The organism is Arthrobacter sp. EpRS71, assembly GCF_001512285.1.
GTDB lineage: Bacteria > Actinomycetota > Actinomycetes > Actinomycetales > Micrococcaceae > Arthrobacter.
Window position 1 is genome coordinate 113,394 of record NZ_LNUV01000002.1, and the last position, 26,003, is coordinate 139,396.

The 26,003-nt window shown below is 62.4% G+C and carries 21 protein-coding genes and 1 tRNA gene; 12 read left to right on the forward strand and 10 right to left on the reverse strand.

Features of this window, described 5'->3' with window-relative positions:
• Window positions 1-2: 2 nt before the first annotated feature.
• Window positions 3-656: an MBL fold metallo-hydrolase gene (locus AR689_RS02485; RefSeq protein ID WP_062066321.1), complete on the forward strand. Its 654-nt coding sequence runs from the start codon at window positions 3-5 to the stop codon at window positions 654-656.
• Here the strand turns inward: AR689_RS02485 and AR689_RS02490 are convergent.
• Entirely contained in the window at window positions 653-1,735 is a 1,083-nt protein-coding gene (locus AR689_RS02490) for a PLP-dependent cysteine synthase family protein (protein WP_062066324.1), read from the reverse strand. The genes AR689_RS02485 and AR689_RS02490 overlap by 4 nt on opposite strands.
• 71 nt (window positions 1,736-1,806) lie before the next feature.
• On the opposite strand from AR689_RS02490, the gene AR689_RS02495 reads away from it, so the two are divergent.
• From AR689_RS02495 to AR689_RS02505, 3 genes are read left to right on the forward strand one after another with little or no spacing between them, the layout of a single operon-like run.
• A complete protein-coding gene (locus AR689_RS02495) occupies window positions 1,807-2,724 on the forward strand; it encodes a sulfurtransferase (protein WP_062066327.1) in 918 nt (305 codons plus the stop codon).
• Window positions 2,721-3,875, forward strand: a complete 1,155-nt coding sequence (locus tag AR689_RS02500) for an NAD(P)-dependent alcohol dehydrogenase (protein ID WP_062066331.1) — start codon at window positions 2,721-2,723, stop codon at window positions 3,873-3,875. Before AR689_RS02495 ends, AR689_RS02500 begins: the two co-directional genes overlap by 4 nt.
• The gene (locus AR689_RS02505; protein ID WP_062066334.1) at window positions 3,872-4,300 is read left to right on the forward strand and encodes an HIT family protein; all 429 of its coding nucleotides are present in this window, start codon (window positions 3,872-3,874) and stop codon (window positions 4,298-4,300) included. Before AR689_RS02500 ends, AR689_RS02505 begins: the two co-directional genes overlap by 4 nt.
• Window positions 4,301-4,364: 64 nt before the next feature.
• On the opposite strand, the gene hrpA is transcribed toward AR689_RS02505, so the two are convergent.
• From hrpA to AR689_RS23265, 3 genes are all read right to left on the reverse strand, one after another.
• Window positions 4,365-8,333 carry an ATP-dependent RNA helicase HrpA gene (hrpA, locus tag AR689_RS02510; RefSeq protein ID WP_062066337.1) on the reverse strand — a complete coding sequence of 1,323 codons (3,969 nt, stop codon included), beginning with the start codon at window positions 8,331-8,333 and terminating at the stop codon, window positions 4,365-4,367.
• 13 nt (window positions 8,334-8,346) lie between these two features.
• The gene (locus tag AR689_RS02515) at window positions 8,347-9,339 is read right to left on the reverse strand and encodes a helix-turn-helix transcriptional regulator (protein ID WP_062066340.1); all 993 of its coding nucleotides are present in this window, start codon (window positions 9,337-9,339) and stop codon (window positions 8,347-8,349) included.
• Window positions 9,340-9,498: 159 nt separating this feature from the next.
• Window positions 9,499-9,669, reverse strand: coding sequence for a hypothetical protein (locus AR689_RS23265; protein ID WP_175538583.1), 171 nt, complete (start codon window positions 9,667-9,669; stop codon window positions 9,499-9,501).
• Between the two features lie 81 nt (window positions 9,670-9,750).
• On the opposite strand from AR689_RS23265, the gene AR689_RS02520 reads away from it, so the two are divergent.
• Window positions 9,751-10,719: a GlxA family transcriptional regulator gene (locus AR689_RS02520; RefSeq protein ID WP_062066343.1), complete on the forward strand. Its 969-nt coding sequence runs from the start codon at window positions 9,751-9,753 to the stop codon at window positions 10,717-10,719.
• Between the two features lie 113 nt (window positions 10,720-10,832).
• Here the strand turns inward: AR689_RS02520 and AR689_RS02525 are convergent, their stop codons facing one another.
• The 6 genes from AR689_RS02525 to AR689_RS02550 form a co-directional block, all read right to left on the reverse strand.
• Window positions 10,833-11,135 carry a protealysin inhibitor emfourin gene (locus AR689_RS02525; protein ID WP_062066346.1) on the reverse strand — a complete coding sequence of 101 codons (303 nt, stop codon included), beginning with the start codon at window positions 11,133-11,135 and terminating at the stop codon, window positions 10,833-10,835.
• Between the two features lie 81 nt (window positions 11,136-11,216).
• Entirely contained in the window at window positions 11,217-12,257 is a 1,041-nt protein-coding gene (locus AR689_RS02530; protein WP_231745422.1) for a M4 family metallopeptidase, read from the reverse strand.
• Between the two features lie 158 nt (window positions 12,258-12,415).
• Window positions 12,416-12,488 (reverse strand) — tRNA-Arg (locus AR689_RS02535).
• 109 nt (window positions 12,489-12,597) lie between these two features.
• On the reverse strand, window positions 12,598-14,100 hold the full coding sequence (locus AR689_RS02540) for an FAD-dependent oxidoreductase (protein WP_062066348.1): 1,503 nt from the start codon (window positions 14,098-14,100) through the stop codon (window positions 12,598-12,600).
• The gene (locus tag AR689_RS02545) at window positions 14,097-14,969 is read right to left on the reverse strand and encodes an FAD:protein FMN transferase (protein WP_062066350.1); all 873 of its coding nucleotides are present in this window, start codon (window positions 14,967-14,969) and stop codon (window positions 14,097-14,099) included. Before AR689_RS02545 ends, AR689_RS02540 begins: the two co-directional genes overlap by 4 nt.
• A 5-nt stretch (window positions 14,970-14,974) precedes the next feature.
• Window positions 14,975-15,469 (reverse strand): FMN-binding protein, encoded by a 495-nt coding sequence (locus AR689_RS02550; protein ID WP_062066352.1) that lies wholly within the window; start codon window positions 15,467-15,469, stop codon window positions 14,975-14,977.
• Between the two features lie 233 nt (window positions 15,470-15,702).
• On the opposite strand from AR689_RS02550, the gene argS reads away from it, so the two are divergent.
• From argS to prfA, 7 genes are all read left to right on the forward strand, one after another.
• Complete coding sequence (gene argS / locus AR689_RS02555; RefSeq protein ID WP_062066354.1) at window positions 15,703-17,367, forward strand: arginine--tRNA ligase; 1,665 nt, start codon at window positions 15,703-15,705, stop codon at window positions 17,365-17,367.
• Between the two features lie 4 nt (window positions 17,368-17,371).
• Complete coding sequence (gene lysA / locus AR689_RS02560; protein ID WP_062066357.1) at window positions 17,372-18,844, forward strand: diaminopimelate decarboxylase; 1,473 nt, start codon at window positions 17,372-17,374, stop codon at window positions 18,842-18,844.
• Entirely contained in the window at window positions 18,837-20,153 is a 1,317-nt protein-coding gene (locus tag AR689_RS02565; protein ID WP_062066360.1) for a homoserine dehydrogenase, read from the forward strand. Before lysA ends, AR689_RS02565 begins: the two co-directional genes overlap by 8 nt.
• Entirely contained in the window at window positions 20,154-21,257 is a 1,104-nt protein-coding gene (gene thrC, locus AR689_RS02570; protein ID WP_062066363.1) for a threonine synthase, read from the forward strand.
• A 2-nt stretch (window positions 21,258-21,259) separates the two neighbouring features.
• Window positions 21,260-22,234 (forward strand): homoserine kinase, encoded by a 975-nt coding sequence (gene thrB / locus AR689_RS02575; protein WP_062066366.1) that lies wholly within the window; start codon window positions 21,260-21,262, stop codon window positions 22,232-22,234.
• Window positions 22,235-22,539: 305 nt separating this feature from the next.
• On the forward strand, window positions 22,540-24,654 hold the full coding sequence (rho, locus tag AR689_RS02580; RefSeq protein WP_062066369.1) for a transcription termination factor Rho: 2,115 nt from the start codon (window positions 22,540-22,542) through the stop codon (window positions 24,652-24,654).
• A gap of 257 nt (window positions 24,655-24,911) precedes the next feature.
• Window positions 24,912-25,985, forward strand: a complete 1,074-nt coding sequence (prfA, locus tag AR689_RS02585) for a peptide chain release factor 1 (protein WP_014922181.1) — start codon at window positions 24,912-24,914, stop codon at window positions 25,983-25,985.
• The last annotated feature ends 18 nt before the right edge of the window (window positions 25,986-26,003 follow it).

The window sequence follows — 26,003 nt, forward strand, 5'->3', positions numbered from 1 at the left end:
CCATGAAGCTCACCAAGTACACCCACGCCTGTGTCCGGTTGGAGAAGGAGGGAAAGGTCCTGGTGATCGACCCCGGGACTTTCTCCGAGTCCGAGGAAGCGTTGAGCGGAGCCCATGCCGTGCTTGTTACGCACGAGCACAATGACCACATCGATCATGCGGCGGTGACGGCAGCCCTGCGGAGCAACACTGCGCTGGAGGTCCACGCGCCGGCCGGGGTGGCCGCTGCTCTGAAGGAAAACGCCGATGTAACCGATCGGGTGCATGCTGTGGAGCCCGGCTCCAGCTTTGAGGCGGCAGGATTCAGCATCCGGACTTTCGGTGGACAACATGCCGTCATCCACGCACAGATCCCGGTAGTGGCGAACGTCGGCTACCTGGTGGATGGGAACGTCTTCCACCCCGGAGATTCGTTTGTGGTCCCCGACGGTATCAATGTTCAAACCCTCCTGGTCCCCATCCATGCCCCTTGGTCCAAAGTGGGCGAGGTAGTGGACTTCGTGATCTCCGTCCGCGCTCCCAGGGCATTTCCGGTCCACGACGGTCTGCTCAACGAACTCGGCCGGGGAATCGTTGAGGGACATGTCACCCGGATCGGCGCCCGTTATGGAACCACCTACACGCGTCTGGCCCCGAAGGAGTCTGTGGAGCTCTAGCCGGTCCACACCCCTTCGCTGTGAAAACGTTCCAGCACAGCTTCGTGGGGTGCCGGGTCCAAGCCGTGTGCGCCCAACCATCCGGCGTCGTTGTAGCTGCCCGCGTAACGATCGCCGGCGTCGCACATGAGTGAAACGATGCTGCCCCTGCGGCCCTCCGCCACCATCGCGGCCACCAGCTGCCAGACGCCCCAAAGATTGGTTCCTGTGGATGGCCCTGCGTGCAGGCCGGTGAGTTTTCGCAGGTGGCGCATGGCGGCGACCGAGGCGGCGTCGGGCACTTGGATCATGTGGTCGATGACTGCCGGGACGAAGCTGGGCTCAGACCGAGGCCGGCCGATCCCCTCGATCCGGGACGGCAGGCCCGTGGCAGCGGCCGCGTCCCCGTCGCGCCACGCCGGGTAGAACGCCGAATTTTCGGGGTCCACGACAGCCAGCCGGGTGTCATATCGGTTGTATCGAAGGTAGCGGCCAATGGTGGCGCTGGTACCGCCGGTACCCGCTCCGACCACAATCCATTCCGGAATCTGGTGTTCTTCCAGGGAGAGCTGTTCGAAGATCGATTCCGCGATGTTGTTGTTGCCGCGCCAATCCGTTGCACGTTCGGCGTAGGTGAATTGATCCATGTAGTAGCCACCGGAGGTCTTTGCGGTCTCTTCGGCAACGGCGTAGACCTCTGAAGCATGGTCAACCAGCAGGCATGCACCTCCGAAGTCCTCAATCAGTGCGATCTTTTCCGGGCTGGTGGTCTTGGTCATGACCGCGATAAAGGGCAACCCGATGAGCCGGGCAAAGTAGGCCTCGGACACGGCGGTGCTCCCGCTTGAGGCTTCAACGATGGTGGTGCCTTCGGTGATCCAGCCGTTGACCAGTCCATAGAGGAACAGGGACCGGGCCAAACGGTGCTTGAGGCTGCCGGATCTGTGGGTCGATTCGTCCTTGAGGTACAGGTGGACTCCCCAGTGCTCCGGGAGTGGAACCGCATAAAGGTGGGTGTCGGCCGAGCGGTTATTCTCAGCCTCGATCTTACGGATGGCCTCGTTGGCCCATGCCCTGTCCTGAATACACGAATTGCTCACCGGATAAGCCTAGGCTGGAATTGAGGCACCGGCAGCAAGGAAGCCAAAGCCGCCGGAACGAAGGAGAACTTATGGCCACGTTGATCAGCGCGTCGGAACTGCACGCGCGCCTCGAATCTGGGAAACGCACCGTACTTCTGGACGTCCGCTGGGTCCTTGGCCGTTCAGATGGGCGCGCTGAGTACCAGAGCGCCCATCTTCCGGGCGCAGTGTTCGTGGATCTTCCCACAGAGCTGGCTGACCACGCGCAGCCCCGGCAAGGGCGCCATCCTTTGCCGGCCCCTGATCGCTTTCAGGAATCCGCCCGAAAGTGGGGGATCAACGACGGCGACACCGTGGTGGCGTACGACAACAGCGGCAATATGGCCGCGGCACGCGTTTGGTGGATGCTGCGGAATGCTGACTTTGGCTCGGTGTACTTGCTCGACGGCGGCCTGGCCGCGTGGCGTGCGGCGGGTTACCCGGTGGAATCCGGTGAGGTGAGTCCCGCCGTCGGAGATGTCACTTTGGGCGCGGGCCGCATGCCGTCCATCACGGAGCAGGAGGCGGGGCAGTGGCACCGCAAGGGTGTGCTGCTGGACGCCCGGGCGGGGGAGCGCTACCGCGGTGAGGTGGAACCAATCGATCCCAGGGCCGGGCACATCCCCGGCGCAGTGAGCGCGCCCACAACGGGGAACGTCACAGCTGATGGAAGGTTCCTTCCAGCGGAGGAGTTGCGGAGGCGTTTTGAGGAGCTGGGCCTGACGGAGTCGTCCGGGGTGGCGGTCTATTGCGGTTCCGGAGTGACGGCGTCCCATGAGATCGCTGCTTTGGAGATCGCCGGATACCGGGCTGCGCTGTATCCGGGCTCGTTCTCGCAATGGTCGAATAACGCCGCGAATACGGTGGCTATTGGAAAGGATCCCTTTGATGAAGGCGCTGATGGTGCCGCTGATCACGCCGCCTCGAGTGGCACCGGCACGTCTGCCGGGAGTAGCGTCGGAGCATGACTCCCGGACGCCCCGTACCTCCGCCCTTAGCCAAATCCATCACTCTTGACGCGGGTGGGTCTGACGCCGAACCCAGGACGCTCGCTGCAGCGTACGGCGCAACCTCGCCCGATAGTGGCTTGGTGCCACTGACCGTCGCGCGCCGGGTCCCCACCGAGGACGACGTCGAGATCGCGATTGAATTCTGCGGTCTGTGCCATTCAGACGTCCATGCGACGCGTGGGGAGTGGCGGGTCCCGCCGTACCCGCTGGTGCCCGGCCACGAAATCGTAGGCAAAGTAACCCGCGTGGGTTCCGCTGTGGAGGACTTCGCTCCGGGCGACCGCGTCGGCGTCGGCTGCATGGTGGACTCCTGCCGCGAATGTGAGAGCTGCCTCGACGGACTGGAGCAGTATTGCGAACGGGGCAACATCGGGACGTACGGCGCGGCCGACCCCCGCCACGGCGATGAGATCACCCAGGGTGGCTATTCGACGTCGGTAGTGGTTGACAGGCGCTTTGTGCTGCGGGTTCCCGAGACCTTGGACGCCGCAGCGGCAGCTCCTTTGCTGTGCGCCGGAATCACCACCTACTCTCCACTGCGGTATTTCGATGTCGAAGAAGGCGACTCTGTTGGCGTGGTGGGTTTGGGCGGGCTGGGGCACATGGCGGTCAAGATCGCCAAAGCCATGGGCGCCGAGGTCACCGTTTTCACCACGTCCGAATCCAAGTTCGAGGCTGCCCGGGAGCTGGGCGCTGACCATGTGGTCCTTTCCAAGGATGACGAGGCCATGGACGCTGCAAACCGGAGCATCGATGTCATCATCGACACCGTCGCAGCGCCACATGATCTCAACCCCTACTTCCGGACCCTTCGCCTGGATGGCGCACTCTTCCAACTGGGGCTCCCCGCCGATGACATGCCACCGGTCAGCCCTGGCCTGCTCATCCGCCGTCGGCTCGCCTATGCAGGTTCCTTGATCGGCGGCATTGAGGAAACGCAGGAGATGTTGGATTTCTGTGCCGAACACGGAGTTGTGAGCGACATTGAGGTAGTGGCGGCCGGGCAACTCAACGAAGCTTATGACCGCATGGTGGCCGGAGATGTGAAGTACCGTTTCGTTCTGGACACAGCAACACTTCAGGAACCATCCGAAAGGGCAGACGCATGAGCACGCTGTTCACCAAGATCATCAATGGGGAAATCCCGGGCCGCTTCGTCTGGAAGGACCAGGACGTGGTGGCGTTCCTGACCATCTCGCCCATCACCCAAGGGCACACCTTGGTGGTCCCGCGTGAAGAAGTGGACTCGTGGACGCACGCCAGCCCCGAGCTGCTGGCCAAGGTCATGGACGTGGCCCAGCGAATCGGCAAGGTGCAGGAGTCGATCTTCGATGCCAAGCGTGTTGGCGTGTTGATGGAAGGTTTCGAGGTGGATCATCTGCACGTCCACGTGTGGCCTGCCTATTCCACGGCAGACTTTGAAATTCACAACGTGGACCACAACCCGGATCCCGCGGTCATGGATGCTACTGCCGTTAAGCTTCGCGCCGCTCTCCGGACGGCTGGCCACGGGGATAGTGTCCCGGAGGACTGAGCCCCCTACAAGATTTAACCCGGCAGTGCTGAATCCGCACTGCCGGGTTTTTCTGTGACTGGCGCTAGGCCGGGGCGAGTGCCTGGTTCAGGACAGTGCGGATGCGCTTCTCCGACACGGAATAGGCGGTGCCCAACTCCACGGCGAAGAGGCTCACCCGCAGTTCCTCGATCATCCAGCGCACACGGGTTAACTCGGCGCCGGCGCGCCGCCCAGGAAGCAGTGCGGATACGGCGTCGTCATAGTCATCCTCCAAAGCCTGAACGACTGCCATATTAAGTCCATCGCGTTGGACGTTCCCCGGAAGCTTTTCCAGCCGCTTCTCGATCCCCTGAAGATACCGCGGCACTTGGCTGAGTTGCGCATAGCCCGTCTGTGCCACAAAGCCCGGGAACACCAGTTGCTCCAGCTGACTCTTCATGTCATTGAGGGCGCTGATCAGATGCAGGCTGGTGTTGGACTTCAGCTGCTTCTGGATGCGGCGGGTACTGGCCAGGATACGTTCGACGATCGCAGTCACCGTGAAGACGGTGTCGATCAGTTCTGCCCGGACAACCTCGTACAACGCATCGAAAGATTGCGTGTCCCATGGCAGATCCTGGGGGACCAGTTTGTCGATCGCCGCTAAAGCGCAGTCAGCGATGAGCGCACTCACGGATCCGTGCGGATTCTGGCTGAACGTCAGTTTCTCGGTGTTGCTGAGATGCTCCAGCACATAACGGTCAGGTGCCGGGATCCGCAAGGCGAGCAGCCTGATGACGCCGCCACGCATGGCGGCTTCCTGTTCCGGCCGGCTCTGGAAAACCCTGAGGGCAACGGACTTGCCTTCGTCCACGATGGCAGGGAATCCTGTGACTGCGTGACCTTTCACGGTTCGCGTCACTTGACGCTCCACGGTGCCGAAGTCCCACGTGGTGATGCCGCTGCGTTCGGCAAGAACTCCATCCACGCCGGGAGCTTCCCCGGACGCCGGGGTGCGGCCATTGGGCGCACCGGATGCATCTGTTCCTTTGGCGCTTCCCTTTGCGCCGTTGACGCCTTTGCCGCGTGACGTGGTCGCGGGTGTGGCGCCGAGCGATTCTGCGATGGCACGACGAGTGGCCGGTGCCAGCTTTTCCTGAAGCTCTGGGAGGTCTTTGCCTTCGTCCAGGACTTTGCCCTTGCTGTCCACCACCTTGAAGCTCACCCTGAGGTGCGGTGGCACTGCATCCCAGTTCCAGGATCCAGGTGGAATGACGTGACCGCGGAGCCGGCGAAGAACCAGTTCCAGGGAGGGCTCGAGCTCGTCGGTGGCGGGATCGAAGTCTGCTTCAAGGGCCGCAGTTGCTTGCCTCGCAACGTCCGGGGCGGGCACGAAGTTCTTCCGCACCTGCTTGGGCAGCGACTTAATCAGTGCTGTGACCAGCTCTACCCGCTGGCCGGGGATTTGCCAGCGGAAAGGAGCATCGTCCAACTGGTTGAGGAACAGCACCGGAACTTCAGCGGTGACGCCATCGGAGGGATTGGGGGCCGAGCCGGGCGCCACAGGATGGAACTCGTAGCTCAGAGGGAGTTCGAAGCCCTTGTGCAGCCAACTCTTCGGATAGGCGGAGTCATCCAGTGACTCGGCGTCTTCGCTCATCAGCAACGATTGGTCGAAGTCCAGGAGATCGGGGTCTGCCTGGCGGGCGTCCTTCCACCACTTGTCAAAGTGCCTCTCGGACACCACCTCTTTGCCTACGCGCACATCATAGAAGTCGAACAAGGTCTGGTCGTCCACCAGGATGTCCCGGCGCCTCATGCGGGTTTCGAGTTCTTCGATTTCCTGGAGCAGGGCACGGTTGCGGTGGAAGAACTTATGGTGTGTTTTCCATTCGCCCTCCACCAGGGCATGACGAATGAACATTTCCCGGGAGAGTTCGGGATCGATGCGCCCGTAGTTGACCCGACGGTTGGGAATGATCGGCACGCCGTACAGCGTCACCTTCTCATGGGCCATGACGGCGCCTTGCCGCGAAGACCAATGCGGTTCGCTGTAGGACCGCTTCACCAGGTCCGGTGCTACTTGCTCGGCCCACAAAGGATCGAACTTGGCAGCAACACGCGCCCACAACCGGCTGGTTTCCACGAGCTCGGCCGCCATCACGAACGCCGGAGATTTTTTGAACAGCGCCGAGCCTGGGAAGATCGCGAAGCGGCTGCCTCGTGCACCGGCGTATTCGCGCTTGCGCTCATCCAAGAGACCGATGTGGCTCAGCAATCCGGAGAGCAGGCTGATGTGGATGCCCTCGTAATTGCCTACGGGATCGGCTTCGCGCTTGTTGTCCAGGGCAATGCCGAGGGGTTTGGCCATTTGCCGGAGTTGGGTGAAGAGGTCCTGCCACTCACGGACTCGCAGGTAATTGATGAACTCGTTCCGGCACAGCTTGCGGAATTGGGTTGAGGAGAGCTCACGCTGTTTTTCCTGGACGTAGTTCCACAGGTTGAGGAAGCCGGTGAAGTCCGAGAGCTCATCACGGAACCGGGCGTGCTTTTCCGCGGCCAACTGTTGTTTGTCTGTTGGCCGTTCCCTGGGGTCCTGGATGGTCAGCGCTGCCGCCAGGATCATGACTTCGCGGACGCAGCCACGCTTGCCCGCCTCCACGATCATCCGGCCCAGCCGTGGATCCACGGGCAGCTGGGCAAGTTTTTGCCCGACGGCGGTCAGGCCACTACCGTTGCGGCCGTTGCCGCCCGCGTCACCGGACTTGGGCGAGGTCAGGGCGCCGAGTTCGCGCAGGAGGGTGACGCCGTCGTTGATGGCCCGTGAGTCCGGTGGTTCCACGAAGGGGAAGTTCTCTACATCCTTGGGTCCACGGGCCACGCCCATGGCTGTCATCTGCAGGATGACGGCAGCGAGGTTGGTCCTGAGAATCTCCGGGTCCGTGAACAGCGGACGCGACTCGAAGTCCTCTTCGGAGTACAAACGGATGGCAATGCCCTCCGACACGCGCCCGCAGCGGCCCGAGCGCTGGTTGGCCGAGGCCTGGGAAACGCGTTCGATGGGAAGCCGCTGGACTTTGGTCCGGTGTGAATACCGGGAGATGCGGGCGGTGCCGGTGTCGATCACATACTTGATGCCCGGAACGGTCAGCGACGTCTCCGCCACGTTGGTGGCCAGGATAATGCGACGTTTTCCGCCGGGGTTGAATACCCTGTGCTGCTCTTGCAGGCTCAGGCGGGCAAAGAGGGGCAGCACTTCCGTCCCTGCAAGGCGCCTGTTTGTCTGGATGCGGCCGTTGATTGCCTCTGCGGCATCCCGGATTTCGCGCTCACCGGAGAAGAAGATGAGGATGTCGCCTGGTGCTTCCTTGGCGAGTTCGTCCACGGCATCGCATACGGCGTCCAGAGGATCGCGGTCCTCTTCGAGTTCGTCGTCCGAGGTGTCGTCGTCCCCGCCGGCGGGTTGGGACAAAGGCCTGTACCGGATCTCCACCGGGTACGTCCGTCCCGACACCTCGATGATCGGTGCTGGATCCTCCTCGCTGCCGAAGTGCTTGGCGAACCGTTGGGGATCGATGGTGGCCGAGGTGATGATGACCTTGAGGTCCGGGCGCTGGGGAAGGATGCGCTTGAGGTAGCCCAGAATGAAGTCGATGTTGAGGCTGCGCTCATGGGCTTCATCGATGATGATGGTGCTGTACTTCCGCAGCAGTTTGTCCCGCTGGATCTCCGCGAGGAGGATGCCGTCCGTCATCAGCTTGATCTTGGTGGACGCACTGACCTCGCCGGTGAACCGGACCTGGAAGCCAACTTCCTGGCCAATCTCCACGTCCAGTTCGGAGGCGATGCGCTCGGCCACAGTACGGGCCGCCAGCCTGCGTGGCTGGGTGTGCCCGATCAGGCCCTTGTCTCCAAGGCCAAGTTCGAGGCACATCTTGGGGATCTGCGTGGTCTTACCTGAACCGGTCTCGCCGGCAATGATGGTGACCTGGTGTGCGGCGATGGCCGCCATCAGATCCTCGCGGCGCTCGGAGACGGGCAGCTCTGCGGGGTAGGAAATATGAAGTGTCATGGCTGCTGCCAGTCTACTGTGGCTTGGGTGCCGGGTCCGCTGAGTTCGTCACAGTCCCCGCTGCGGCGCTCAGCCGGTGCGAAAGCTCCATGGCGTAGGACTTGAAGTCACCAGGCTCGAGGATCTCGAAGTCCATGTCCAGTGCGGCCAGATAGGCCGCCGGGGCGGCCAGGTTGTCCCATCCGGACCTCAGTATCGTGGCCGCCGCACCATCGGCTGTCAGCGTGGCGTACTGGGAATTGACGACGGCGGCCACCTCGGCCAGGGGCGCGCGGAGCCTCACCACGACGTCGAACCTGTACGGCGAGCGGGTGATGGACTGCTGCAAGTAGGCGGCGAGGTCTTCCGCGGGCAGGGGGCGGGGTGTGTATCTCTTGCGTTCCGAGGGCAGCGACGCGAGACGGTCCGCCCGGAAGGTTCTCCAGTCCTCCCGCTCAACGTCCCACGCCACCAGATACCAGCGACGGCCGGTGTCCACCAACCTGTAGGGCTCCACCAATCGTCGTGCGGATTCACCATCGGACTTGACGTACTCGAAGGAGATTTGCCGCCGGTCCGATATTGCGGCGGAGACGACCGTCAGTTGTTGAGGATCAACGGTTCCTGCATTGCTGGGAAGGGTGGTGACGGCGGCCTTCAGCATGGCGAACTTGGGACGCAGCCTGGACGGCAGGACCTGCTCCAGCTTCGCCAATGCGCGGACGGAGGCCTCGCCAATGCCGGCTACGGGCCCTGCCGCCACGGAGTTCAACCCCAGGGCCACCGCCAGGGCTTCATTGTCATCGAGAAGCAGCGGAGGGAGTTGCGCACCCGCACCAAGTTGATAGCCGCCCGCGATTCCCGGAGATGCGTGAATGGGATACCCGAGAGTGCGCAGTTTGTCGATATCCCTGCGGACGGTCCGCTCGGTGACGCCCATCCGATCAGCGAGTGCCGGGCCCGTCCATTCCCGACGCACCTGCAAGAGCGATAACAGTTGGAGGAGCCGGGCAGACGTTTGGATCATGCCAGTGAATCTAGCTCATGTGTCCGACGCGGTGGTGACAGGAATCATGGGGCGTTAAGGAGGGACGCCCGCCTGTTCGAAGAATCCTGCAGAATTCCGTGAACGGGCGGGCGTCGGATGGTTGTGGCGTGGTGGACCTTGCAGTGGCCTGGCATGCCCCTAGTAGATGCGGGGATTCCAGTAGGGGCTGCTCGGAGCGTCGAAGGCACTCCAGGGTTCCTTGGAGTTGATGGGCGGGTTGTGTCCGCGCCCATCCTTCAACAGGGCTGAAATGGTTGCTGCGACGGCGGTGATGAGGACGATGAAGAGGATGATTCCGAAGATTTCCATGCCTCTAGCCTGCTCCTGCGGCGAACCAAGAAACAGTGGCAGAAATGCCCTATATGAACAATTTTCTGCCACACTGGAGATATGTTGAAATCAGTGGCGGTGATCGTTGTACCCAACTTCTCGATCTTCGAATTCGGCACGGCCTTCGAAGTCTTCGGCATCGACCGATCGGACCGTGGTGGCGGCGTGCCGGCCTTCGATTTCCGTGTTGTAGCCCCGGAGCCGGGTGAGGTCAGCATGAAGTCCGGACTGTCCCTGCATGTAAACCTTGGCCTCGAAGCAGCAGCCGATGCGGACCTCGTCATCATGGCACCGTTCGGAAGGGACCAACCCGTCCCGGAATCTGTGATGGATGCCTTGCGCGCAGCACATGCCAGGGGTGCATGGGTGATGTCCATTTGCTCCGGTGCTTACGCCCTGGCCCGAGCAGGTCTACTTGACGGCCGCCGGTGCACCACGCATTGGCACTATTCCCAGGACCTGGCCAGCCGATACCCGACCGCGATCGTGGATGAGAACGTCCTCTATGTACAGGACGGGACCATCATCACCAGTGCTGGAACAGCGGCAGGAATCGACGCTTGCCTCCACCTTGTCCGTCAGGAGTTGGGGGCGAACGTGGCTGCCGCGATCGCGCGGGACATGGTGGTCCCGCCACATCGCGACGGCGGTCAGGCCCAGTTCATTGACAGGCCCATGCCCCGCTGCGGTTCAGCACCCATGGAGGCCTTGCTGCGCTGGATGGTTGAGCACCTCGACGAAGAGCACAGCGTGAACGATCTGGCGGCACGGCTCCACATGTCTCCCAGGACGTTCGCGCGCCGTTTCCGGGCGGAAACCGGGGCGACTCCGGCCGCCTGGCTCAACTCGCAACGCGTGCTGCGTGCGCAGGAACTGCTGGAAACCACTGAGCTGAACATCGACGAAATTGCCAGGGAAGCAGGATTCGGCCATTCGGTGCTGCTGCGCCACCATTTCACCAAGGTGCTGGACACAAGTCCACAAAGCTACAGGCGGGCCTTCCGGGGGCAGTTGGCAGAAGCCATCTGAGAGAGCTTTTTGGGGGAGACGTTTGCTGCGTGCTGTGCCGGGGTGGCCGCCGGGCTGAGCAGCCGCACTTTGGCTGCGCTGCGGCTCTTTGGCTGAGCAGCGGCTCTTTGGCTTTAGCGGCGGCTACCCAAACGGCCTTGTGATTCTGAACCTTCAGCTTTGGCGCATTCCACGAGTTCCTGCCAAGGGCCCGTGACGGCGCGGTCCGGGAGAGTGGCACGGCGTTGGCCGGCCCTGATGGAGTACATGAACCGGTCCGGCTCGTTGGCCAACCGCGCCTGGCTCTTGGCCTCATCCCAAGGGCACGCCTCCACGATCGGAACCCATCGGTCTTTATCATCGGGGGTCACTGCGTCCACGCTCCAGACGCGAGTCATCGCTGCGATTCCCCCACTGCGTTGGACCGTGATCTTCATGACCGGCTGCTTCTCGTTCTTTTGTACCGTAGTCAGCCAACCGCCAGGGACCGAAGCGGACAGTCCGGTCCCGCCAGCTGACTAAACCTTGACCTTCACAGTCTCCCACGCCTTCAGGACGGCGTCATGCTCCGCTGAACCGGAACCGAAGAGTTCTTCGGCGGTGGCCACGGTGGTTTTGGCAAATTTTCCGAACGTGCACGTCGCGGGGAGGCTTCCGCTGGTCAGCGTGCCGTACCAGATCTGGCCCGGCGCCTCCCACGCATTGCCACCAAGTTCTGTGGCCACCACGTAGAAAGCCTTGTTGGGGATTCCCGAATTGATATGAACTCCGCCATTGTCGGCACTGGTCCGCACATACGTATCCATGGAGTCCGGTTGGGGATCCTTGCCGAGGACGTCGTCGTCGTATGCAGTGCCCGGTGCTTTCATGGAGCGCAAGGCGGCGCCTTGCACCTGGTCGGTGAAGAGTCCCTCACCGATGAGCCAACTGGCTTGCTCCGCGGAATCCTTCTTTAGGTACTGCTCCACAAGCACGCCGAAGACGTCAGACATGGACTCGTTGAGCGCACCGGCCTGGTTCCGGTACGCCAGGTTGGCGGTGTATTGGGTAACCCCGTGAGCCAATTCGTGGCCGATGACGCTGAGGGACTTGGTGAATCGCTGGAAGATCTGCCCATCGCCATCGCCAAACACCATTTGGGAGCCATCCCAAAAGGCGTTGTCGTAGAGCTTCCCGTAATGGACAGTTGCATCCAAGGCGAGACCGGCATCGTCTATTGAGTCCCTGCCGAAAACCTCGCCGTACAGGCGATGCGTGTTGCCGAGGCCGTCATAGGCCTCATCGGCGGAAACGTCCCCAACAGGTGCCGCGCCTTCCTTGCGGACCACACGTCCGGGCAACACTTCTGACGACTCAGCGTCGTAAATAGTCCGCTTCGGCGGGCCGGGCTTGGCCTGGCGGGCACTGGGTGGCGCCGGCGGGATGGGCGCAGTGCGGATGGCCTGCAAGTCTTTGATGTGCAGCAGCGACTCTTTGGCTGCCCGGGCGACGGCACGCAGCCGAGGCTCGTTCTGGGCGGCTATCTTGCGAAGCATGTACGGCGGGACGATCGAGCACATCACGGCAAACCCCTTTGGCTATCTGTATGACCAACTAAATTCAGCCTAGGAGCAGGGACAGACATTATTGCGGTTCAGGACCGGCAAGCCCCGAACTGATAGTCAGTATCCGGCACACAAAAATACCCCGCCAGCAAAGCTGACGGGGTAATTGTTTGTGCCCTCGATAGGATTCGAACCTACGGCCTTCTGCTCCGGAGGCAGACGCTCTATCCCCTGAGCTACGAGGGCATCCGGGGTTCCCTCCGTTGCCGGTGGGACGTCCTAGAGCTTAGCAGCCACTGCGCCGCAAATGAAAACCCGACGGCCACTGCGGCGAGCCCGGCCCGGGCTGCGCCCATCAGTAGCCCGCGAACGAGTCCACGTGGACCCGGCGGGCTCCTGCACCGCGTGCCGCCGCCCGCAGGGAGTCGACGGTTGCCGGGGAACCGGAGACGAACACTTCCCGATCCCCAATGTCCGGAACCAGCTCCTTCAGGCGCGCGGCCTCGATTCTGGAGGCGCCGGCGTCGAGCATGAACTCCGGGGGAGCGGACCCGTCCGCGAGACGGGCTATTACCTTGGCGCCGGACGCTTCCAGTTCCTCCACACAGGCCAACTCATCGCGACCCTTCGCCAGGTACAGCACCACGGTGTCGCGGGCGGCGTCCTTGGCCGCCAGCTGCGAGAGGAAAGGTGTGATGCCTATTCCCGCAGCAATGAGCAGGACCGGTTTCCCGGCGTCGTTCGGAAGAACAAAGTCCCCACCCACCGCGGTTGCCGAAATGCTGTCCCCGGGTCGAAGCGCAAAAAGCGCTTTCTTGGCTGTGGAAAGCGGCTCGGACGTCCCCACGCCGAACGTGATGTCCTCCGCTCCGGGCGGGCTGGTAATGCTGAAGACCCGACGACGCCCCCTGCCATCGGAGCCAGCATGGGGAAGGTTCAGCTCCATGAACTGCCCGGCTTCAAAGCGCACCGGCCTCTGCGGTTCGAACCTGAACTCTGTACTGGCAGAGGTGAGGGGACGCGATCCCTTGAACGTCAGATGGACGCCACCGCGCTGTCCCAGGAAGAAGGCCATGAGATTGCCCAGCAATAGTGCCAGTTCCGGGGAGTTGGCAATGAAACCGAAGTTATAGGGCACCGCGAAGACAACACCCACGACGGCGGCGAGCGCCAACTGCTGCCAGCGACGGGGCGGCAGAGTGAGTGGCTCCGAAAGCATGAAACCCACGAAAAACAGCAGCGGCCGTTGCGCCAGGGACTGCCACAGGGCCTGGCCCAACGTCATGTTGCGGCCCAGCAGCTCCATAGTGATGATGCTGGTGGCTGCCACCAGAAAAACGGTGGCCATCAGCATTTTCCGGGTCCGGTACAGGACCATCACCACTCCCGGAACCAGTACCCAGAGCATGGCTGGCGTTGCGGCCCACCATGTGGCGATGTTCAGTCCGGTCAGCCCAGTGATGAACGCGCCCACCGCGGCCGGGTTGAAGATATGGCGCCCGCGGAAGGCCAGAGCGTACTTGGAGACACTGGCCAGCACACACGCCAAAGCGACGCCCGCCATGTCCGTCACTCCAAAGGCAGGCCAGAACAGAAAGTACAGCAGCAGCCCGGTGATCAGCGAGGACTCCGTATGGGGTTTGACTCCGAAGACCAAGGCAAGAAGCCGGCCGGACGCGTAGGTCACGGCCAGGCACAGCACCAAATGAACCAGCATCTCGGGCAGGCCAAAGGTCAACCACCCCAGGATGTTCAGGATCATGCTGTAGGCCGCCAGCACGCCCAACACCCAGAGAATCAAGCGGTACATGGTGAAGCGGCCCAACCAGGTGTCCACTCGGGACTTAGCGGCAATCATGTGAACAGTCTCCCCTCAAAACGGGTCGAAAACGTGGCAGCACCGCTGGAGGACACCTTAAGCCAGGAGAATTCAAATTCCTCCTCCAGCCGAGGAGGCTCAAGCATGAACAATGCCGTGGCCAGTGCGTCCGCTACCAGGGCGCTCGCCGCAATGGTCCAAGTAGCCACTGTGGTGATAATTGGTGTGCCAGTGGTCCCATCCAGGACATGATGGAGACCATCGCCCCATGTACGGCGGTTGGAAGCCGAAGCACAGAGGGCCGCGTTGTCCAACTCCACAGTGCCTACGGCCTGCCGCGGGTTATAGGGATGCTCCAGAGCAACGGTGACCGGATGATCGCCGGCGTGCAGCATGTCGCCGCTTCCATCCACCAGGAAATCGGCGTGGCCGCTCTCCTGCAGGACTTCGCCCAGCAGGTCAACAAGTTGGCCCTTGCCGGCGGCCCCCACGTCCAAGACCACCGGCTCTTGTGCGGCCAGCTCCGTGCCGCTCCAGTCAAGGACGTCTTCCCACCGGGGTGGGGCCAGGGGATTTCCGGCAGGAGTAAGAGTGTAGGCGGAGTCATACCCCAACCGCTCCAGGCTGCTGCCGATGAGCGGGGTCATGGCGCCATCGCTGAGGCGATACAGTGCGGAGTACACCTCCTGGAGGGCGGTGGCATGCTCCGGCAGCGTTATCCGGCCTGGCCCGCGGGACACTCCAGAGACCAGGGAATCTGGCCTGAACCGCGACCACGTCTGGTCGTACTCTGCAACGGTGTTAAGCACTTCGCCCCGGACTGCAGGAGTAACCTCCACCGGGGTCGAAATCTCCCACTGCGTACCGATCCCTTCGAAACTGAAGGTCCTCCAGCCAGGGTGTGGCATGGCTGCTACTTGGCTTGGGACTTGATCTGTTCCACGGCTTCATTGAAGCCCCCGGAGGTCAATGAAGAGCCGGCCACCTTGGAGACGTTGAGTTCGTCGATGTCCTTGCCCACGATCTGCGCTGCGATTCCGCTGGCGAACTCGCCCTGGAACTTCTTGGTATTGGGGTTGGAAGGGTGGACCGTGATGTTGACCGCAGAAACCTTATCGGCCGCCAGCGTCAGTTCAACACCCACCGTTTCCTGGCCATTGGGCGAGGTATAGGTGCCGTCAGAGCTGTAGGTTCCGTCCTTATAGGTGGACTCGCCGGTGGAAGCGACAGCCGATGATGACGACGTGGCCGCAGATGTCGGATTGCCTGTTGCGGCCTGGCCACCATTCTGGGTGGCCGGGGTCTGGGTTGTGGGGGCGTCTGTTGTGGGGGCGCATGCCGCGGCTGTTCCGATGATGGAGAGGCCGGCGAAACCAACGTAGAGGCTCTTGCGGAGTGGCGTAGTCATGATTCTGCTCGTTTCAACTGGACAAGAATTCGTCAATGGTCACTTTGTCAGGGTTACTGCGTGTACCGGGGTGACCAACAAGGCCACCTCCTACGTGTTCACAACGTTGAATTCAGCGTAATGGTTCAGTCTGTGGGACCGGATAGCCGTTCCTGTGCGGTGGCTGTGTCCACATTGTCCACATAAGAGACCCTCAATTCCGCGACTTTGCGGGCCCCCGGTAGGCTAGATGCGTGACTCCCGAAGAACTCTCTGCTGCCATATCCGCCTGCCTTAAGGACGCCGTCTCTACCGGCGAAATTACCTTGACGGAATCTGCCGTGCCCGATTCCGTGCGAGTGGAGCGACCCAAGAACCGGGACCACGGAGACTGGGCCACCAACATCGCCCTGCAGCTCTCCAAGCAGGCCGGCATGAATCCGCGCGAATTCGCGGGAATCCTCAGCAACCATCTGCAGGGCATTCCCGGTGTCACCGGCGTCGAAATCGCCGGTCCCGGCTTCCTCAACATCACCGTGGATGCCGCCACGGCCGGTGTCCTCGCCAAGGCCATTGTTGAGGCCGGAACCAGCTACGGCACCAACCAGGCGCTCGCGGGCCGCGTAGTTAATATGGAGTTCGTTTCAGCGAATCCCACGGGTCCGCTCCACATCGGTCACACCCGCTGGGCGGCCCTGGGCGATGCGATTGCCAGAGTCCTGCGCGCCTCCGGTGCGGACGTCACCGCCGAGTACTACATCAACGACGCCGGCTCGCAGATGAACGTCTTTGCCAACTCTGTCCTCTCCCGGCTTCACGGCCGCGGTGTTCCGGAGGGTGGCTACCCGGGCGAATACATCCGTGAACTTGGCGACGAAGTCCTCAAGGCCCACCCCGGCATCCGCGAGCTGACGGACGAGGCAGCTTTGCCCGTTATCCGTGCCGCTGCGTACGAGGCCCAGATGGCGGACATCAAGACCACCCTGGCTGAGTTCGGCGTGGAGTTCGACGTCTTCTTCTCGGAGAAAGAACTGCACGACGCCGGTGCCATCGAATCCGCAGTAGCCCGCCTTCGGGAGCAGGGCCACGTGTTCGACGACGGCGGTGCTGTTTGGTTGCGCACCACAGACTTCGGTGACGACAAAGACCGCGTCATGATCCGCGCCAATGGTGAACCCACCTATTTCGCTGCGGACGCCGCGTACTACCTTTCCAAGAAGGACCGCGGGTTTACTGAAAAGATCTATCTGCTCGGTGCAGACCACCACGGGTACATCAACCGCCTTAAGGCCATTGCGGCCTGTGCGGGGGATGACCCCGAGGTCAACATCGAGGTCCTGATCGGCCAGCTTGTGTCCGTCAATGGTGCCAAGTTGTCCAAGCGTGCCGGCAACATCATTGAGCTCAAGGACCTCATCTCTTGGCTTGGCAAGGACGCCGTCAGGTATTCCCTGGCCCGTTTCCCGGCCGACTCGCCCCTGACGCTGGACCCGGAACTGCTGAAGAAGCACAGCAACGAGAACCCGGTGTTCTACGTGCAGTATGCCCACGCCCGGTCTCGTGGCACGGCACGCAATGCTGCCGAGGCCGGGGTGGAGCGCCAGGTTGATGGAGTAGATGCTTTCGACGCTTCGCTCCTGGACCACGCCACGGAAAACGAGTTGCTTTCCTACCTGGGCAGTTATCCTTCCATCGTGGCCAAAGCCGCAGAACTGCGCGAGCCGCACCGTGTGGCCCGCCACCTTGAGGTCATTGCCGGCGCCTACCACCGCTGGTACGACGCCTGCCGGGTGTCGCCGCAGGGTGATGACCCCGTCTTGGACGTCAACCGGACCCGCCTGTGGCTCAATGACGCCACCAGCCAGGTGCTTTTCAACGGACTCGAACTGCTGGGCGTTTCGGCGCCGGAACGGATGTAGGGCAATGAACCAAGCCGCTGATCACGCATCTCCGCTTGCTCCTGAATGGTTGGCCGTTCCCGGGGACCTCAACGAACTACAGGAGCCCCTGTGGGCCGCCGGCGTTGAGAAGAACGCTTCCGGTGAGGTCACCGTTGATGGTCTCTCCGTCAGTGAGCTCAAGGAACAGTTCGGAACTCCGCTGTTTGTCATGAGCGAATCGGACTTCCGCTCCCGGGCCCGGGCCTTCAAGCACGCCTTCGACGCCGCCTTCGCCGACATCTGCGGGGGAGTGGACGTCTATTACGCAGGGAAGTCCTTCCTGTGCACCGCAGTGGCCAGTTGGGTGGCAGAAGAGGGCCTCCGCCTGGACACGTGTTCCGGAGGCGAACTCGCTGTCGCCGCCCGCGCCGGGATCGACGGCTCCAACCTCGGCTTGCACGGCAATAACAAGTCTGACGCCGAGATCAACCGCGCCCTGGACATGTCGCTTGGCAGGATCGTGGTGGACAGCCTCGATGAACTGGAGCGGGTCGCCAAGATAGCGTCCAGCCGGGGCGAGGTTGCCAAGGTCATGCTTCGCCTGACCCCCGGTGTTCACGCGCATACTCACGAGTTCATTGCCACCGCACACGAGGACCAGAAGTTCGGCCTTTCCATGGCAGAAGACTCCACCGAGGAAGCGGGCCTGTCCGCCGCCGAAGAAGCAGTGGCTGCTGCGACCTCCTACGCCAGTGTCGAGCTCCTGGGATTGCATTGCCACATCGGCTCGCAGATCTTCGAGCCCGACGGCTTTGCAGTAGCAGCGGAGAAACTGCTGGGCTTCCTTGCTGCCATGCAGGCCAAGTACTCCATCGTCATGCCCGAGCTGGACCTGGGCGGAGGCTACGGAATCGCCTACACACCGGTGGATACGCCGCGGCCGCCGGCCGAGATCGCGGAGGCGATGGCCGCCGTCGTACGGTCCACGTGTGCCGAGCTGAACATCACGCCGCCGCGCATCTCCATTGAACCCGGACGCGCGATCGTGGGGAGCACTACCTTCACGCTGTACGAAGTCGGCACTCTCAAAACCGTCCGCGTTGACGCCCCTGCAGGTGATGAAGGGCAAGAGAACGTTACGTATCCACGGCGCTATGTGTCGGTGGACGGCGGAATGAGCGACAACGCCCGCCCGGTGCTTTACGACGCGGATTATTCGGCAATTTTGGCCTCCCGGGACTCGGATGCGGCTCCGCAGCTGTCCCGAGTAGTGGGCAAACATTGCGAGAGCGGCGACATAGTTGTTAGAGATGTATATCTGCCCGCGGATGTGGCAGCCGGTGATTTGCTCGCAGTACCGGGTACCGGCGCCTACTGCTGGGCCCTCTCCAGCAACTACAACTACCTGGCCCGGCCTGGCGTTGTCGCTGTACGCGACGGAGCCGCCCGGCTGATTGTCCGCGGGGAAACCGAAGAAGATCTCTTGAACCGCGACATGGGAGTGGCGAATGTCTGAAGTGCGAACCTTGAAGGTGGCCCTGCTGGGCTGTGGCAACGTTGGGGCCCAGGTTGCGCGGATTCTGATTGACGACGCCGAGGCCCTCGCTGCCCGCAGCGGTGCACGCCTGGAACTTTCCGGCATCGCCGTGCGCAATATCGAATCTCCGCGCGACGTTGAACTGCCGCGCGAACTGTTCACCACTGATGCCGATACTTTGGTCAAGGAAGCAGACCTGGTCATCGAGCTCATGGGCGGCATCGAGCCCGCCCGTTCACTGATCCTGACGGCCATTCAAAACGGCGCGTGCGTCGTCACCGGCAACAAGGCCCTGCTCGCGCAGGATGGCCCCACTCTGTACGAAGAGGCTGACAAGGCCGGAGTCCAGCTTTCCTACGAAGCCGCCGTTGCCGGAGCCATCCCCATCCTGCGCCCCATCCGCGACAGCCTGTCCGGAGATCGCATCACCCGCGTGCTGGGCATTGTCAACGGAACCACAAACTTCATCCTGGACCAGATGGACACCACTGGTGCGCAGTTCTCCGATGCACTGGCCGAGGCCCAGCGTCTGGGATACGCGGAAGCGGACCCCACTGCCGACGTGGAAGGCCATGACGCTGCAGCCAAAGCAGCGATCCTTGCGTCATTGTCATTCCACACCCGCTTCTCGCTGGACGATGTCTATTGCGAAGGCATCACCAAGGTCAGCGCTGCCGACATCGCCTCCGCCAAGGAAGCCGGCTTTGTGATCAAGCTGCTCGCAATTGCCGAGAAGATCGACTCATCGGATAACGGCAGCGGCATCTCCGTGCGGGTCCACCCCACCCTCCTGCCGCGTGAACACCCGCTGGCCGCTGTCCGTGGTGCTTTCAACGCCGTCTTCATCGAGGCGGAGAACGCCGGTGAACTGATGTTCTATGGCCAGGGCGCGGGCGGAACTCCCACCGCATCTGCCGTGCTGGGCGATCTCGTGTCCGCTGCGCGGCGCTTGGTCCTTGGCGGTCCGGGGCGCACGGAGACCACCACGGGCCACGTCCCGGCACTAGCCATCGATGCATCCACCACGAGCTACTACATCGGCCTTGATGTCGCTGACCAAGCCGGCGTGCTGGCCAGGATTGCGCACATTTTTGCCGACAACGGTGTTTCGATCGAAACCATGCGCCAGACGATCCACCGGGACTCCTCCTCCAACGTTGAGTCAGCCGAACTGAAAATCGTGACGCACCGTGCGTCCGAAGCTGCACTTGCGGCAACCGTCGAGGCCGTCAAAGGCCTGGACGTCATCAATTCCGTAACATCCGTACTGCGGGTAGAAGGGGTCTAAGTGGCTCACCAATGGCGCGGAGTAATCCGCGAATACGCTGATCGTTTGCCTGTAACGGAAGCCACCAAGGTCATCACCCTCGGCGAGGGAGGCACGCCGCTCGTCCACGCGCAGAAGCTGTCCGAACTCACCGGCTCCGAGGTTTACCTGAAGGTCGAAGGCATGAACCCCACGGGTTCGTTCAAAGACCGCGGCATGACCATGGCCATGACCGCTGCTGTGGAAGCCGGCGCCAAAGCTGTGGTTTGCGCCTCCACTGGCAACACGTCCGCTTCAGCTGCGGCCTACGCCACCGCCGCCGGCCTCAAGTGCGCGGTGCTGGTACCAGAGGGCAAGATCTCCATGGGCAAGCTGAGCCAAGCCATCGCCCACGGCGCCACGTTGCTCCAGGTTGACGGCAACTTCGACAACTGTTTGGACATCGCCCGGAAACTCGGCGAAGCCTACCCCGTGTTCTTGGTGAATTCCGTGAACCCGGCGCGAATCCAGGGCCAGAAGACCGGCGCCTTTGAAGTGGTGGACAGCCTGGGCGATGCCCCCGACATCCACGTCCTGCCCGTGGGAAACGCCGGCAACATCACTGCCTATTGGAAGGGCTACAAGGAATACTCCGCGCCCTTCGAGACCGCCAACGGAACACTTCCGGCTGTATCCACCAAGACTCCGGTCATGTGGGGATTCCAGGCCGCAGGAGCCGCGCCGTTCGTTGCGGGGCACCCCATCACTGAACCGGACACGATCGCCACAGCCATCCGCATCGGTAACCCGGCATCGTGGGAGACTGCAGTTGCGGCCCGTGACGAATCGGGCGGACTGATCGAGGCTGTCACCGATGATGAGATTCTGGCCGCCCACCGCTGGTTGTCCGCCAAGGAAGGCGTTTTCGTCGAACCCGGCTCCGCTGCCGGCGTCGCGGGCTTGATCAAGAAGCACGCCGCAGGCGAAGTTCCGTCCGGCAAAACCATCGTCATTACTGTTACCGGCCATGGACTCAAGGACCCGCAGTGGGCCCTCCGCACCGAAGATGGCAGCGATGTCCAGCCCGTCAAAGTGCCGAACGACGTCGTCACCGTTGCCGCAGAACTGGGACTGGAAGAAAACTAAGAGTGGAATCAACGCAGCCCACCGCGACCAATCGTGCTCTTGTCGCGGCAGGCCAGCGGCTGACCGTTAAGGTCCCCGGCACGAGTGCCAACCTGGGCCCCGGTTACGACAGCCTTGGCTTGGCCCTGTCTATTTACGACACCTTGACGGTGGAAACGCACAACACCGGAGAGCTCGAGTTCGAGCTCTCCGGTGAGGGCGCCGACTCTCTTCCCCGTGATGCCAGTCACCTGGTGGTGCGCGCCATTGATCTTGCGCTTGATCGCCTTGGCTACCAGCGTTCCGGCCTGAAAATCATTGCGGATAACGTCAACCCGCATGGTCGGGGACTGGGGTCTTCTGCCTCGGCTGTGGTGGCCGCTGTAACTGCCGCCAATGCACTGGTTCCCGCAGAATCCCGGCAGGACCGTGACTGGATCCTGCAGCTGACCAGCGAGATGGAAGGACACCCGGACAACGTCGCACCCGCGATTTTCGGCGGACTGGCGCTGTCGTGGCAGGACAGCGAGCAGTACAGCAGCACGCGCGCTGACGTCATATCGTCGGTCATTCCCGTTGTGGCCGTCCCGGACTATGAGCTTGCTACGGAAACTGCGCGCGGACTGCTCCCGGCATCGGTTGGCCACCACGCGGCGGCAATGAATTCCGGACGTGCAGCACTGTTGATCCATGCGCTCACTGCGGATCCGGCTTTCCTGCTTCCCGGCACGGAAGACTACCTCCACCAGAGCTACCGCGCGCAGGCCATGCGCCCCAGCGCCGACCTCCTCGCTGCTCTCCGGAGTGCGGGCCATGCGGCCGTTGTCTCCGGCGCCGGTCCTACGGTGATGGTGCTGGCACATGGTGCCGACCAAGCCGCCGCGGTTGCTGAATTCATTGAGGCGTTCACGGCGGTCAACACACCCGACGTCGGTTGGCGTGTGATGACGCTGGCTGTGGACGTTCAAGGTGCTAGAGTGGAAGTGCACCGCCGGTAAAGCCGCGGGCAGTTCCCTGATTTTGGATCTCGGTGTTTTGCCGTACCTTTCGTCAACTGTGCCAACGTTGGTGGTGTCGTCTCTTTCCGGCATGTCTCAGGTGCCGCAGAAATCTCTCTGTTCCCTGAACGCTACGCCGGCTGTCCGGGTAACTGGATTCAGTGATGACGATCAGTATCCGGCCCTGTTGGCCACAATCCATCAGGCACGGCCCAAATCACCGGCTGCAGATCTGAACTGCAGCCCAGAACAAATCATCGCGTCCAGCTCTCGCTCTGGACGCCGTCGAGGGGGAAGGATCCTTCGTGACAGAAACCACTGAGCTGGCTTCAGCTGTGGACACAACATCTTCTGCTGCTGATTCGTCAACTGCAGCAACCACCAAGAGCAGCGGGCTTGCAGGCCTTAAGCTCGCCCAGCTTCAGGCTCTTGCGAGCCAGCTGGGCATTTCCGGGGGATCCCGTATGCGTAAGGGGGACTTGGTGACGGCCATTTCTGCACATCGTGCAGGAACGTCCACCACCAAGGCGCCTGCCAAGGCCACGGCCAAGGCAACTGCGGCCAAGGAAGCCCCGGCCGCAGCGCCCAAGGCCTCCAAGGAGAGCAGCGCACCGGCCGATGCAGCCGCTGAGGCCCCCGCCCAGGAAGCACCTCGGAGCCGCGGTCGTGGCCGCAGCCGCCGTGCCACCAGCGACGGAGTGGTGGCAGCCGCTGAGACCGCTGCTGCGCCCGCCGAGCCCGCAGCCGCGCCGGTTGCTGAAGCACCGGCCGTCGCCGAGACCACTGAGGCCGCTACGGAGCGTCGTCAGCCTCGCACCCGTAACCGTCGCCGTGGCGAAGCTGCCGCAGCGCCTGCCGAAGCAGCAGAAGCACCGGCCACGGAGCAGCGCACGGATCGCACAGAGCAGCGTGAGCAGCGTGCTGATCGTACGGAACAGCGTGAGCAGCGTGCCGACCGCAGCGAACAGCGTGAGCAGCGCGAGCAGTCCGATTCGGGCGACCAGCGCGAACGTCGCGACAACACCCGCGGTCGCCGTGATGACAACAACGACGGCGACGACACCGGCAACCGCCGCAACCGCCGCAATCGTCGTGACCGCAATGACCAGTCTGACCGGAACGACCGGAGCGATCGTCGGGGCGGCCAGGACAGCCGTGACGGAAACACCCGCAGCGATCGCTTCCGCGACCGCAACGAGCGCCGCCGTGGCCGTGCGCAGGGACCGGACGTTGACGACGTCGAGGTCACTGAAGACGACGTCCTGCTCCCCGTAGCAGGCATCCTGGACGTTCTGGAGAACTACGCGTTCATCCGCACGTCCGGCTACCTGCCCGGCGCCAACGACGTCTACGTATCCTTGGCACAGGTCAAGAAGTACAACCTTCGCAAGGGCGACGCCGTCGTCGGTGCCATCCGCGCACCGCGTGACGGTGAAGACCGCAGCCAGCAGTCCGCCCGCCAGAAGTTCAACGCGCTCGTCCGCGTCACTTCCGTCAATGGCAAGACGCCGGAAGAGCTCAAGGACCGTGTCGAGTTCGCCAAGCTGGTACCGCTGTACCCGTCCGAGCGCCTGCGCCTCGAGACCGACCCCAAGAAGATCGGTCCCCGTGTCATCGACCTCGTGGCCCCGATCGGCAAGGGTCAGCGTGGCCTGATCGTTTCCCCGCCCAAGGCCGGTAAGACGCTCATCCTGCAGTCCATTGCGAACGCAATCACCACCAACAACCCTGAGGTCCACCTCATGATGGTGCTGGTTGACGAACGTCCTGAAGAAGTCACGGACATGCAGCGCACCGTCAAGGGTGAGGTCATTGCCTCCACCTTCGACCGTCCCGCCGACGACCACACCACGGTGGCGGAACTCTCCATCGAACGCGCAAAGCGCCTGGTGGAAATGGGCATGGACGTGGTGGTCCTCCTGGACTCCATGACCCGCCTGGGCCGTGCCTACAACCTGGCAGCACCGGCCTCCGGCCGCATCCTGTCCGGTGGTGTTGACTCTGCAGCCCTCTACCCGCCCAAGCGCTTCTTTGGTGCAGCCCGCAACATCGAAAACGGTGGCTCGCTCACCATCCTGGCTACCGCTCTGGTGGAGACCGGCTCCAAGATGGACGAAGTCATCTTCGAAGAGTTCAAGGGCACCGGCAACATGGAGCTGCGCTTGTCCCGCCAGCTGGCAGACAAGCGCATCTTCCCGGCCGTGGACGTCAACGCGTCCGGCACGCGCCGCGAAGAGAACCTGCTATCGCCTGAAGAAGTCAAGATCATGTGGAAGCTGCGCCGCGTCCTTTCCGGCCTGGAGCAGCAGCAGAGCCTTGAGCTGCTGACCAACAAGATCCGGGAGACGCAGAGCAACGTCGAGTTCCTCATGCAGGTTCAGAAGACGACGCTCGGAGCGAAGTCGGACAACGACAAATAGCTGTGCTCTAACCGCTCGAAATATGCCGGCCCCGCCCCTACGCCGGGCAGCTTCCGATCTACGATCGGAAGCTGCCCGGCTCCGGCAGGCCCGAAGCCACTCCCTGGCCGGCATATTTTGAGCGGTCTTTGTTTAAACGGAATCCTTGACCCGACACCACGTGAGGTCGATTCGGCCCATGTGGGCCTGCCGAGATGGGCTGTGCGTGACCCCACGCAGCAGTTATTAGACTTGTAGAAGTCGAAAGAGGTTTGAAAATGTTTGAGTCCGTACAGGGATTGCTTGATGAGCATGCTGCTATTCAGGCGCAGTTGAGTGATCCTGCCGTTTATGCCGATCAGTCTGCCGCCAGGAAGCTGGGGCGGCGGTCTGCGCAGCTTCAGGGCATTGTGGAGGCGTACAACAAGTGGCGCGGGCTCAATGACGATCTTGAAGCTGCCAAGGAAATGGCGGACGAGGATCCGGAGTTTGCTGCTGAAGTTGTGCAGTTGGAAGAGCAGATTCCCGCAGCACAGGAGCGGTTGCGTCGTTTGCTGATTCCGCGTGATCCTGACGATGCCCGCAACGTCATCCTTGAAGTGAAGGGTGGCGAAGGTGGCGACGAAGCCGCGTTGTTCGCCGGCGACCTTTTGCGGATGTACATGCGGTACGCCGAATCCCGTGGTTGGAAGACCGAAATGATCTCCGCCACCGAATCTGACCTGGGTGGGTACAAGGATGTTGCCGTGGCCATCAAGGGCAACTCCAATGACCCCGCACAGGGCGTGTTTGCCCGTTTGAAGTTTGAAGGCGGCGTACACCGCGTGCAGCGGGTTCCCGTCACTGAGTCGCAGGGGCGCATCCACACGTCCGCGGCTGGTGTTCTGGTGCTTCCCGAAGTTGATGAGCCGGAAGAACTTGAGATCAACCAGAACGATCTCAAGATCGACGTTTATCGTTCATCAGGTCCGGGTGGACAGTCCGTTAACACCACGGACTCGGCGGTCCGAATCACCCACTTGCCCACGGGCATTGTGGTGGCCATGCAGAATGAAAAGTCCCAGTTGCAGAACCGTGAAGCGGGCATGCGCGTTCTCCGCGCCCGTCTCCTTGCCCACCAGCAGGAACAGATCGACGCCGCCAACTCGGAACAGCGCAAATCACAGATCCGCACCATGGACCGTTCGGAGCGAATCCGCACGTACAACTTCCCGGAAAACCGCATCGCGGACCACCGCACCGGTTACAAGGCTTACAACCTTGATGCCGTGATGAATGGCGACTTGGAGCCGGTGATCCAGTCTGCCATTGAAGCGGACGAGCAGGCGCGGCTGGACGCAATCGGCGAATAACGAGCTGCAGTACAGCGG

Coding starts and splice junctions, on each gene's coding strand:
- AR689_RS02525 (WP_062066346.1), bottom strand. CDS start 11,135: ATGAAGATCACGGTCCAACGCAGTGGGGGAATCGCAGCGATGACTCGC.
- prfA (WP_014922181.1), top strand. CDS start 24,912: ATGTTTGAGTCCGTACAGGGATTGCTTGATGAGCATGCTGCTATTCAG.
- AR689_RS02530 (WP_231745422.1), bottom strand. CDS start 12,257: ATGTGCTCGATCGTCCCGCCGTACATGCTTCGCAAGATAGCCGCCCAG.
- AR689_RS02495 (WP_062066327.1), top strand. CDS start 1,807: ATGGCCACGTTGATCAGCGCGTCGGAACTGCACGCGCGCCTCGAATCT.
- AR689_RS02565 (WP_062066360.1), top strand. CDS start 18,837: ATGTCTGAAGTGCGAACCTTGAAGGTGGCCCTGCTGGGCTGTGGCAAC.
- hrpA (WP_062066337.1), bottom strand. CDS start 8,333: ATGACACTTCATATTTCCTACCCCGCAGAGCTGCCCGTCTCCGAGCGC.
- AR689_RS23265 (WP_175538583.1), bottom strand. CDS start 9,669: ATGGAAATCTTCGGAATCATCCTCTTCATCGTCCTCATCACCGCCGTC.
- AR689_RS02540 (WP_062066348.1), bottom strand. CDS start 14,100: ATGATTGCCGCTAAGTCCCGAGTGGACACCTGGTTGGGCCGCTTCACC.
- AR689_RS02505 (WP_062066334.1), top strand. CDS start 3,872: ATGAGCACGCTGTTCACCAAGATCATCAATGGGGAAATCCCGGGCCGC.
- AR689_RS02550 (WP_062066352.1), bottom strand. CDS start 15,469: ATGACTACGCCACTCCGCAAGAGCCTCTACGTTGGTTTCGCCGGCCTC.
- lysA (WP_062066357.1), top strand. CDS start 17,372: ATGAACCAAGCCGCTGATCACGCATCTCCGCTTGCTCCTGAATGGTTG.
- AR689_RS02485 (WP_062066321.1), top strand. CDS start 3: ATGAAGCTCACCAAGTACACCCACGCCTGTGTCCGGTTGGAGAAGGAG.
- AR689_RS02515 (WP_062066340.1), bottom strand. CDS start 9,339: ATGATCCAAACGTCTGCCCGGCTCCTCCAACTGTTATCGCTCTTGCAG.
- AR689_RS02500 (WP_062066331.1), top strand. CDS start 2,721: ATGACTCCCGGACGCCCCGTACCTCCGCCCTTAGCCAAATCCATCACT.
- AR689_RS02545 (WP_062066350.1), bottom strand. CDS start 14,969: ATGCCACACCCTGGCTGGAGGACCTTCAGTTTCGAAGGGATCGGTACG.
- AR689_RS02520 (WP_062066343.1), top strand. CDS start 9,751: ATGTTGAAATCAGTGGCGGTGATCGTTGTACCCAACTTCTCGATCTTC.